This window comes from Brevibacillus sp. HB2.2, assembly GCF_013284275.1.
Classification (GTDB): domain Bacteria; phylum Bacillota; class Bacilli; order Brevibacillales; family Brevibacillaceae; genus Brevibacillus; species Brevibacillus brevis_D.
Window position 1 is genome coordinate 137,914 of record NZ_JABSUV010000001.1, and the last position, 9,951, is coordinate 147,864.

The window sequence follows — 9,951 nt, forward strand, 5'->3', positions numbered from 1 at the left end:
GTACCGCTGTACCGATTTGGTCCAGTTAGCAGGACTGTGGAACCTCGCCAATCATCACAAGTTTTCTCTACTTTTGCTTTGCAATCGTCAAGTGGTATCAATCGTACTTCACCTAAGTTTTTCCTGCCAGTTAGTTGAGCAAAGGCTTCCGGTTTTAACACCAGCAGCCTCTACTTGTGTTTGTTCCTCCACTATCGAATCCATAAGGCGGAACTGGCCGAGCCGTGTGGACCAATGCGGATTCTATGGGTAAGCACTCGTTCGTACTATACGGTTAACCAGATATTTAAAATGTATCTGTCCTTTTCTGTTACTATCTATGAACCGACTATTTTTTTTCCTCTTGGTTGTCTGCTGTTGGCGTCCGGTTCGACAGTAATGCCGATTTGATCAAAAGTCTGCCCTTCGCCGAGCTGGTAGGTCAGTATTCCGGATCCGTTTTCGTCCGGCTTGAATATGCCACCATTTTCCCTCGTGTTGTTTTTCAGCAGCCAAACCTGGTAAACCTGTGAACCTTCGACGCCAGGCAATTCGTGAACCTGCACAACCAAATTTTTCTCTGATCCCTGCTGGACAATATAGGCGATGCCGTTTGTTCCCGGGTGGCTTTGATTGGCTGTTTTTAAGGGAATCGCCGTTACAATTTCAATGGGAACATTTTCCGCATGGCGATTTTTTACCTGTACATTCGTTATTCCAAGACCAATAAACGCGAGCAACAAGACGGCCACGATACTGGTTGAAACGGGAGTGAACTGGCTTTTGAGCATCATGGGGAGCTTGCTCATCTTAGCCATGAATGTTTCCGTACCGCTTTTCCTTTTGTGCTCAAAAACAAACCCCAGCACCTCGCCTTTTAGCGATTCAGGCACCTCGATTTCGGTATAATCGAACGGCAAAGCATGCCAGGCCTGGGATAATTCCTGATATTCTTTCTTACACTCCTTACAATTCTTTACATGTTCAGCAAAGGCCATGTGGTCGCTCTCCTTGAGCTCATTTGCTATATATGATATTAAATGATCACAAATCCTTGTCATTTTATATCCTCCAGTTCCAGATGCTTCCTCAATCCTTTAAGAGCCTGGTGAAGCCTGCTTTTAATCGTCCCAAGCGGCTCTTGTTCCAGCTTGGCGATCTCTGAAAGAGAATACCCTTTCCAATAAAGCAGATCGATTAATTTTCTTTGGGCCGTCGGCAATTTGTTTTTCGCCATCGCAATATCATTCGTATTTACTCGTTGCTCGACTGCATTTGCAGGATCGGCAATCTCTTCATGTTCCTCTTGATGGTGTTGCGTATGCCTCTTCTCTTTGCGAAGGTAGTCAATGCATATATTGCGGGTAATCGTGAGGAGCCAATTTACAAAGCTGCCTTGAGCAGGATCGTAATGGCTGTTTGTTGTCCATAGCCTCAAAAAAACCAGCTGAATAATTTCTTTCGTCTTATCCTCATTTCCATTGCAAAACTTCATAACAAAGCCGTAAACAAGCTTTATATAACGATCATAGAGCTCCTCTAATGCGTGACCATTTTTTTCGTTAACCAATCGCATTAATTCCGCATCGTAATTTTCTTTCATGTGGCACTCCCTGCTTTTGGATAAAAATATACTGCCATAACACTTTTATAAAAGTAAAGATGGGAACGACCGCGACTGATCGTTCCCTGAGCAAGCTTATTCAAATGCTGTTTCGCTGTTTATGACAAACCATACTTCTTTTACTCCTTGTCCGTTTACATCCCCTACTTGCTGGTCTTTTGCAAAATAATAGAGAGGAAAGCCTTTGTACGTAACCTGCTTCTTCCCATTGTCTTCTCTTGTGATCGTATCGAAATCCTTTTTGTCAAAACCTTCTGGGACGGCGAAATCCTCCTGGGTAAATGCCGGCCAGTTTGCCAGGCAGTCCCCGCTGCAATTGCTTTTTCCTGCTTCGTCCTTTTTAAAGTAATACAGGGCCCTTCCCTGAGGATCGGCCAGGTACTCTCCTGCTTTTTCATTCTTCAAAAGCTGGAGGGCTTGATCGGGTTGAACCGCCTCTGTTTTTACCTCCGTGTTTTTTCCGCAAGCAGCCAAAGCAAAAATAATCAAAATCATCGCAAGTGTAAAAACTGCTTTTTTCATGTATGTTCCTCCTTACTTCCAGCCCCATTTTTGAAAGATTTGGTGAGATTTTTCCGTTCTTAAATAATCAATAAATTGCTGTGCCTCTTTTTTCTGATCAGTGATTTTTGTCAGGGCGATCGGCGTTCCACGATAGAGCTTTTCTTCTTCGGGCAGTTCGACCAGGTCAGTCACATCCTGGAGCCGGTAATGCCACGATTCATAGGTAATCCAGGCGTCCAGACTAGAATTCGATTTCCATCGTTCAATGGCTTCGGCACTCGACTTTACAGAAACGTTAATATTTTGAGTAATGCCTCCGATCAGCCCTTTTCTGCCCGCCAGGTCTTCCCACAGGCCAAGCTGGCCAGCCCCATTCACATCCATTATTTTTACTCCCTTTTTCGTTAAATCCTCCAGACTTTCAATCTTCTTAGGATTTCCTTTCCTCACCAATATTCCTGCAGCACGCGTGTAAAGCTCCGTACGTGTTTTGGTGTCGATCATGTCGGGGTAGTGAAAGATAAAATCCTGCAGCATATACTCGGAGCCACCGAAAATAATATCTGCATCTTGCTTTGCTTGACCGATCCACTTGCTCTCTGGTCCGGCTGTTACTTCCACCTTCATTCCCGTCTCAGCCGAAAAATGTTCAGCAGCTTCCTTGATCGGTCCAAGTGGTCCACCTGGTCCGTACACCCGGATGACTTGGTCACTTTGTCTGGAATTTGGTGTTGCCTGGGACGCCGGCTTACCGTCCATTTTTGCATAGGCTGACATTCCGGTAGTCGTAAAGAAAAAAAGCAGTAGAGCTCCTAGGAACACAGTCTTCCTCATGATTCTTCCTCCATTTCACACTTGTTTTTTAACGGTTCTATCAAAGGAAACGACGGCAGGCTGTAAACGGTTTGATTGTATTTGTGAAATAGTTAGAAAGTTACATGAAACGATGGAAAACTAGTCTGGTGAAGAATAAATAAAGATCTCCGCACAACCAAGGCCAGTCTGGCCAGGTGTATGGTGATCTTTGTCTTTGAGATGCCGTTTTATGCAGAAAAAAACGACCCTTTTTCAGGGCCGTGAAATGGTTTGCTCTTATTTTTCTAATTCTCCATCGCTATTTGTTACCGCAAAATTGTAATTAATAGAGCGAGTAAATGGTTCGCCATCCTCATTGATGCCGGTTATGTCAAAGGAGAGATTATAAACGCCTGGTTTCGTCGGCACAGTAAAATTGCCCGTAAGCTCATCTTCTTTTACGGCAAACTTCACTTCATCCAGGACGCTTGCTTTTTCGCCGTTCATGGAACGAGTCAGGTTTGCTTTTTCCAGTGATGATTGATCAATTTCGCTTTTGCCCAGGTCGACGGAAATCTTCGCTTTGTCGCCTTTCTTGAATACTTTTTTGCTCGCTTTTACTTTTGCTTCTTCTCCACCATCCACGGAACCAACCATGAAAAAGGCGTCGTCAGAACCCTCCACTTCCAGTGTCCATTCGCCTGCTTCAGGCTCCTCTACTTCAATGAAGTGATGAACAGCATCTTGGAATATCCCTGGTTCATCCTCCGACTCGCTTTTTTTACTAAGATCCGCCTCGTACTTTTTGCCAGACGGACTGATCAAGGTCACAATGGTATCTTCTGACGAGGTCATCGTATCAAGATTCAGCTTATCGATTCCGCTCTCCAGGAAAAATGTTTCGGAGGCGGTGTCTTCCACTTCGCCTCCGCGGAGAATAACGGAGCTTTCTTCCACAGTGGTTTCTTTCGATTTGTCTTTGCTTATTTTATTTGCACGTTCTTTCATAGATGCATTTTGCAATTTCGGTTGAACCAGATTCCATGTTTGTGAGGCTTTCGCTATTTGACCGTGGGAAACGTCTTTTGTAAAGCTCTTGATCCCATACGGCAAACCGAAGGCAGACTCAACGGAAACGGCTCCATCGTCTTCACCAGGAAGAACCGCATGACCAAACCAGGTCGCACTAAACCAGCCATCATCCCCTGTTCCCGCTGCCATGTATGTCTTAGTTGAACCAACTTCGCTACGGCTGTCAGTCTGTGCACGGAAGTTGGCCATATATGACGTTTGCAGGGAATACACCGCATCGTCTTTTTTGCCAAGAATGTCGGCGAGCCATCCTGCCCAATTGCTGTAAGCCATATCAGCCAATTCTGAACCTTTGTTTGGCGTGGAAAGCTGGTGAACAACGTTGACATACGGATGCGCGCCATAGTGGACGAGTGCTGCCTGTGTATCGATGCCACCTTTGGAATGTGCAATGATATTGATTTTGGAAACACCATAATAATCTGCAACCTTTTTAATGACTTCAGCGAGCTTGGCTCCGTTTGTCCACATGTTGCCACCAGTACCATCTGCGTCCTTCAGTTGCACAAATGCGGTACGATACCCGGCGTTATAGGCTGCATCATAATATCCGTCTGTTGTATACCAAGTATTGTAAGTGGAGTGCAGACCTTGGACAAACAGGATCACGGGCTTGTCTTTGGATGCATTGGGAGGAACCGCACCTGTGTACCAGTCACCAAAATGACCACTTGGATTGTCATCATGCAAAACCGGAGCTGGAGCCGCCGCGCTTGCTGCTTGTGGGTAGACCAGCGCCGTTGATAATGTAACAGCCGCCAGCAAACGAGATAGTACTTTCTGATTCATGAAAAAAACACCAACCTTCACCTAGGATTTATTGTTGCCGTACACAATCGTTAGAATTGTGCACGGATTGCAACTGCCTGTTCTACCTTCAATGTGTCTTGAATGATCACGAGGATCGTATTCATTTGCTGATGAATAAAGAAATGCCCACCAGGCATAGGGTAAAATTTGCATTCCCGCCCGCAATAGTCTCGCCATGCCACAATATCTTGGATTTCAATCGAATCTTCTTTCCCGAACAAAACCGTCATGTTGACCGGGATTTGCTGAGGAAGCTCGTGATTCATTTCATACGTTTGCACGGCCTGGAAATCAGCGCGAATCATAGGCAAAAATACCTCCAAGATCTCGTGATTATCCAAAACCTCATCGGGTGTGCCCCCGAGTGTACGTAGCGATTCGATGAACTCGTCATGCGGCAGGTTGTATGTTTTTACCAGTTTGTGGTACGCATGTGGCACACGGGATGCAGACAAGAACAAGTGCTGGGGCAGTGGCTTTCCATTCTGCAACAGCTTTCTCGTCAGTTCATACGCGATTAATCCACCCATGCTGTGGCCATAAAAAGCAAAAGGTTCTTCCCCCAGCTCTGGTATAATCCGTCTGTATACATCCTCCAAGACCTCATAAAACGAGGTCGCAAGAACCACGCTATCGCTATGAAGGGAAGGCCGTACCTCGAATGGAACCATTTCTAATAACGCTGGCGACACTGCCCGTTTCCACCCGTAATAAATGCTAGGAAGTCCACCTGCATATGGAAAGCAAAACAATTTCATCTCTTTTCCCGCCCTCTCCTCATTACGTAATTACTTCGACATCTTTCAATGAAAAATCGCTTGATGCAAATCTTGTAAATCCTTCATGACTACTTGAGCAGCAAACTGATTGGTAGTCGCGCATACTGACAATTTATAGCCTGGATCGATCTCATACTGATGAAATGCCCAAGCCTCGCGCGAATCACTTTGCGATATCGTAATCGATTGGTCTGGCTTTTTTCTTATGGCGAATGATTGCAACGGAATGGACAGCCCCATGCCTCTCGCTTTTATATAACTCTCCTTTAATGTCCAAAGGTCATAGAAATACGAAACCCGTTCATTCGGATGTTTTGCCAAAAGATCATCTACTTCGGCTGGTGCAAAATAATGAGTGGCAATATCCAATTCAATTGGGCATATTTGCTCCACATCAATCCCCACCTGCGAGTCATGCGTAGCGCAGACGACCCATTCCCCAGAATGCGAGACGTTAAAGCAGAAGTTGGGGAATAATTTCAAAAAAGGTTTTCCGTATGCATTGTAGTCATACTCGATTTCGTCATTGGAAATCTCGTAGGTTTCACAAATCAGAGAGCGTACGAGCACGTCCGCGAGCAACGCCCGATAGGAATCAGCCGGATTTCTGAAACGGTTGACCCGTTCCCGTTTTTCTTCGGGTAGTGCTTGCAAAAATCGGTTGAACGACTCTTTCTCCATGACAGCAGGACATTTCAAAGCGTAAATGGCAATCATGTAGCACTCACTCTCCTTTCTGTCAGATCAAGACTACTGATTTGTTCTGCTCGATCCTTTCGCTGCTGCACTTCGTACAAGTTGGCATACGTGCCGTTGTACTGCATTAACTCAACATGGCTCCCTTGCTCGATGACTTTTCCATGATCCATTACGTAAATCACATCGGCATCCTCTATAGTCGACAGGCGATGAGCGATGACGAGGACTGTTTTATCTTTCATAAGTGCGGTTAATGCTTGCTGCACCCAATATTCTGATTCTGCATCCAAAGCGGAAGTCGCTTCATCCAGTAGAAGAATCGGTGCATTTTTCAGGATAGCTCTGGCAATGGCAATTCGTTGACGCTGTCCGCCTGATAGCTTGGCACCACGTTCTCCTGTTTTGGTCTGGTAGCCGTCTGGAAGTTCCCTAATAAAATCATGTGCATACGCTGCTTTGCTTGCGTTGATGACATCCTGATCCGAAGCATCCAGGCATCCGTAGCGGATATTGTCTTCGATGGTTCCTTCGAACAAAAAGGCATCCTGAGGCACGTATGAGATCAAGCTTCTAATTTCTGCAAGAGAATAAGCTCCCATGGGCTTGCCAAGTAAATAAAGAGTTCCGCTAGCAGGTGGGTAATACCCTAACAGAAGCTTCATGACGGTGCTTTTTCCACTTCCGCTCGTTCCGACTAGCCCAGCCATTTGGCCTTTGTCGACGCGCAACGTAACACCATCCAGCACATTTGTAGCATCGTTGTATCCAAAAACGACCTGCTCCAGCTTCAGCATGCTTTCACAATACTGGTGTTTGTCGGTGCTATTCTGATACTCCTCTGGTTCGGGAGGTTCATTCAGAAAATCGACGACCCGAGAAGCGCCTGCTAGCGAGCTCTGCAACGCTGTGATGACTTGGCCAAGCTGGAGAAAGGCCAGTGTCACAAGCATCTGTTGTTGAACCAAAGCAACTAGGACACCCAACCCGATTATTTGTTTGGAAACCATCATGATTCCAAAAACAAGCATTCCCCCGAAGCTTACAAATTGGATGAAAAAATTGGTCCCTTCCAGTAATCCGTGTTTATGCCCTTGCTTGATGGCAGACGTAGCTACTTCTTCGTTTGCTTCCGTGTAACGGGCGGTCACAACGTTATGTAAATGAAACATTTTGATGATGGGCAACCCAGACAAAAAATCGTTTAATCTTTCTGTCCCCATCCCCATCTGCTGCTGCATTCGATCTCCAATGCGCCGTACTGACTTGGCAAACAGCGTATTTACATAAAGAGTCACTGCGCTTACGAGCAACAGGACGACGGCAATTTTCCAATCCATCACAAACATTCCTAGGATCGAGCCGATCAGCGACAGCAGGATGATGCTTAATGTTTTCAATTGCTCTGCGTACGCGTTTTCCATGAGGACAACATCGTTGCCCAGCCTCGACATCGTATCTCCCGAATGGTGCTGCTCATAATAATCGAAAGGCAGCTTGCTCAAACGTTGATAGACTTGAAGCCGAATGTTGGCAATGAGCTCGCGAACGCATCGACGATATATGTAGCTAAAAAATGGAGACAGGATACTCAGCAAAAGGAACATCACAGCCATGGTGACAATCGCTCTGGTTAATAACGCAGGGTCTTTTGTGTTCGCAAAATCCGTCAGATCCTTGAACACGAAAGGCAAGGATACCAATACAGCAGCTTGACCGATTCCGTCACCCACAAGGCCCAACATATACGCTCGCTTTTTCGATTTCATAAACGACAGGAGTTGACGTAGTTCCCGCATCAAATTCTGGATGAACATGCCTATACCCCTCCTGCTGCCAGCGAGCTATGCATCTCTGTGGCAAACTGTTTTTGATACAATCTGGTGTAAACGCCGCCTTGGGCAAGCAAATCATAGTGTGTACCACGTTCAACAATTTGTCCTTGCTCCAAAACAAGCACTTCATCCGCGTCTTTTATCGTAGACAGTCGATGGGCAATGACGAGAACAGTCCGATTTTTCATCACATTTTCAAGCGCTTCCTGTACCAAAGCTTCCGATTCTGTATCTAGGGCAGACGTTGGTTCATCCAGCAGTAGAATCGGGGCGTCCTTCAAAATCGCTCGGGCAATCGCGATGCGCTGTTTCTGTCCTCCGGATAAACGAGAGCCTCGTTCTCCCACTTTTGTTTGATAACCCTGTGGTAGCTCCATGATGAAGTCATGGGCATTGGCCGCTTTTGCCGCTGCGATGATCTCGTCTTGTGTCGCGTGAATGCGTCCATACGAGATATTTTCCGCAATAGACACGGGGAATAGCGTCGTATCCTGAGAAACCATGGAAAGGTAGCTCCGCATGTCCGTCATATTCCAATCCGCCATGGAATGTCCGAAAACATTCAATCTTCCGTTGCCCGGTTCCATTTGATAAAACCCGCACAGCAACTTCATGATGGTGCTCTTCCCACTTCCGCTGGCCCCTACTAACGCAATGGTCTTGTTCGGATGTAATGTAAAACTGACATGATCAAGAATCTTTGCCTGCTCGTAGGCAAACGTAACATTCTCAAACTGTACAGGAATCGCCTTTGGATCAACGGGAATCGCAGGTTGATCGTTTTGTTCGACTGGCTGTGAAAAAATTTCTTGCAGCCGCTTTGCCGCACCTGATGTCTCTTGTACTTGGGCAAACAACACGGGCGCTAGTGAAAGTGGTTCGATAATAAAGTGAAGCAAATAGCTGAAAATGACCAAGCTGCCCAGATCCAATTCTCCTGCCTGTATCAAGTACCCACCATAAGCAACAAAAAACAGAATGGGGGAAGAAAACAATAAAATCCCTGGTGCTGTCATCCACGCACGTTTCTTCTCTGCCTGGAACGCATTTTTCAAAACCTGCTTCATACCCGCATGGTATTTACGATACAAAACGTCTTCCAATTGAAAAGCTTTGACCATGTGAATGCCGGAAAGCGTATCCTGAGCGATAGCGTTCGTTTGACCCAGATGATCTTGCATTTGCTCCGAATATTTTTGAAGCGGTTTGCTCATCCACCCTGTGATCGCGATGGCGACAGGTAAGATTGCGATGCTGAAGATGATTAACTTCCAATTGATCGTCAACAACAGTCCAAGAGCTCCGACAAAAACAACTGGCAAATAAAAAAGCTGAAAAAAATGCTTTTGCAAAAAGCTTTGCAAGATTTGGGCATCTGTTGTTAAGCGTGAGACGAGATCGCCGGAATGATATTTATCCATGGTGGACATGGGGACTTTTTCAAGATGGGCAGCCATGCTGTTTTTCAAATCTCTCATGGCTCTTGAACTGAATCTAGCTGCCGAATATGTGATGAAATATTTTGAGAGAAAACCGACGATGGTCAGACAAAAAATGATGAGAGCAATACTGACTAGCTTGTCGAAGTTGTTCGTATGTTCGACCATGTTTTTGATCAGGATTCCCATCCAAATGTCTGCGACAGCCACAAGGAGCGCAGCAATGATACAGATCATGACCCAACCTCGATAAGGCTTTACATATGAGAGTACCCATCCAAACACGGGCTCTTTCTTTCTGTTCTGAGCTTGCTTGGTAAAAATCATGTGCGGCTCCTCTCCAATGATGTAATGGATGAACTCCCCTTGAAAAACATGTTCCCAAGGGGAATCATCAC

9 protein-coding genes are annotated in these 9,951 nt (G+C 45.7%); all 9 read right to left on the reverse strand.

What is annotated here, in order from left to right:
• Positions 1-317: 317 nt before the first annotated feature.
• The 9 genes from HP401_RS00550 to HP401_RS00590 all read right to left on the reverse strand — a co-directional run bounded on the left by HP401_RS00550 (position 318) and on the right by HP401_RS00590 (position 9,880).
• The gene (locus tag HP401_RS00550) at positions 318-977 is read right to left on the reverse strand and encodes an anti-sigma factor (RefSeq protein WP_254456962.1); all 660 of its coding nucleotides are present in this window, start codon (positions 975-977) and stop codon (positions 318-320) included.
• Positions 978-1,036: 59 nt separating this feature from the next.
• The gene (locus HP401_RS00555) at positions 1,037-1,582 is read right to left on the reverse strand and encodes an RNA polymerase sigma factor (protein ID WP_173603687.1); all 546 of its coding nucleotides are present in this window, start codon (positions 1,580-1,582) and stop codon (positions 1,037-1,039) included.
• 96 nt (positions 1,583-1,678) lie between these two features.
• Complete coding sequence (locus tag HP401_RS00560) at positions 1,679-2,125, reverse strand: hypothetical protein (protein WP_173603688.1); 447 nt, start codon at positions 2,123-2,125, stop codon at positions 1,679-1,681.
• Between the two features lie 12 nt (positions 2,126-2,137).
• Positions 2,138-2,941, reverse strand: coding sequence for a substrate-binding domain-containing protein (locus HP401_RS00565; protein WP_173603689.1), 804 nt, complete (start codon positions 2,939-2,941; stop codon positions 2,138-2,140).
• Positions 2,942-3,199: 258 nt separating this feature from the next.
• Positions 3,200-4,783, reverse strand: coding sequence for a lipase family protein (locus tag HP401_RS00570; protein ID WP_173603690.1), 1,584 nt, complete (start codon positions 4,781-4,783; stop codon positions 3,200-3,202).
• 50 nt (positions 4,784-4,833) lie between these two features.
• Positions 4,834-5,562 carry a thioesterase II family protein gene (locus HP401_RS00575; RefSeq protein WP_173603691.1) on the reverse strand — a complete coding sequence of 243 codons (729 nt, stop codon included), beginning with the start codon at positions 5,560-5,562 and terminating at the stop codon, positions 4,834-4,836.
• Between the two features lie 45 nt (positions 5,563-5,607).
• Complete coding sequence (locus HP401_RS00580; RefSeq protein WP_173603692.1) at positions 5,608-6,300, reverse strand: 4'-phosphopantetheinyl transferase family protein; 693 nt, start codon at positions 6,298-6,300, stop codon at positions 5,608-5,610.
• On the reverse strand, positions 6,297-8,096 hold the full coding sequence (locus tag HP401_RS00585) for an ABC transporter ATP-binding protein (RefSeq protein WP_173603693.1): 1,800 nt from the start codon (positions 8,094-8,096) through the stop codon (positions 6,297-6,299). Before HP401_RS00585 ends, HP401_RS00580 begins: the two co-directional genes overlap by 4 nt.
• A 2-nt stretch (positions 8,097-8,098) precedes the next feature.
• Positions 8,099-9,880, reverse strand: a complete 1,782-nt coding sequence (locus HP401_RS00590) for an ABC transporter ATP-binding protein (RefSeq protein ID WP_173603694.1) — start codon at positions 9,878-9,880, stop codon at positions 8,099-8,101.
• Positions 9,881-9,951 lie beyond the last annotated feature (71 nt).

Bases quoted from the DNA above. Each gene is read 5' to 3' on its own strand.
- HP401_RS00550 (WP_254456962.1), bottom strand. From the start codon at position 977: ATGGCCTTTGCTGAACATGTAAAGAATTGTAAGGAGTGTAAGAAAGAA.
- HP401_RS00555 (WP_173603687.1), bottom strand. From the start codon at position 1,582: ATGAAAGAAAATTACGATGCGGAATTAATGCGATTGGTTAACGAAAAA.
- HP401_RS00560 (WP_173603688.1), bottom strand. From the start codon at position 2,125: ATGAAAAAAGCAGTTTTTACACTTGCGATGATTTTGATTATTTTTGCT.
- HP401_RS00565 (WP_173603689.1), bottom strand. From the start codon at position 2,941: ATGAGGAAGACTGTGTTCCTAGGAGCTCTACTGCTTTTTTTCTTTACG.
- HP401_RS00570 (WP_173603690.1), bottom strand. From the start codon at position 4,783: ATGAATCAGAAAGTACTATCTCGTTTGCTGGCGGCTGTTACATTATCA.
- HP401_RS00575 (WP_173603691.1), bottom strand. From the start codon at position 5,562: ATGAAATTGTTTTGCTTTCCATATGCAGGTGGACTTCCTAGCATTTAT.
- HP401_RS00580 (WP_173603692.1), bottom strand. From the start codon at position 6,300: ATGATTGCCATTTACGCTTTGAAATGTCCTGCTGTCATGGAGAAAGAG.
- HP401_RS00585 (WP_173603693.1), bottom strand. From the start codon at position 8,096: ATGTTCATCCAGAATTTGATGCGGGAACTACGTCAACTCCTGTCGTTT.
- HP401_RS00590 (WP_173603694.1), bottom strand. From the start codon at position 9,880: ATGATTTTTACCAAGCAAGCTCAGAACAGAAAGAAAGAGCCCGTGTTT.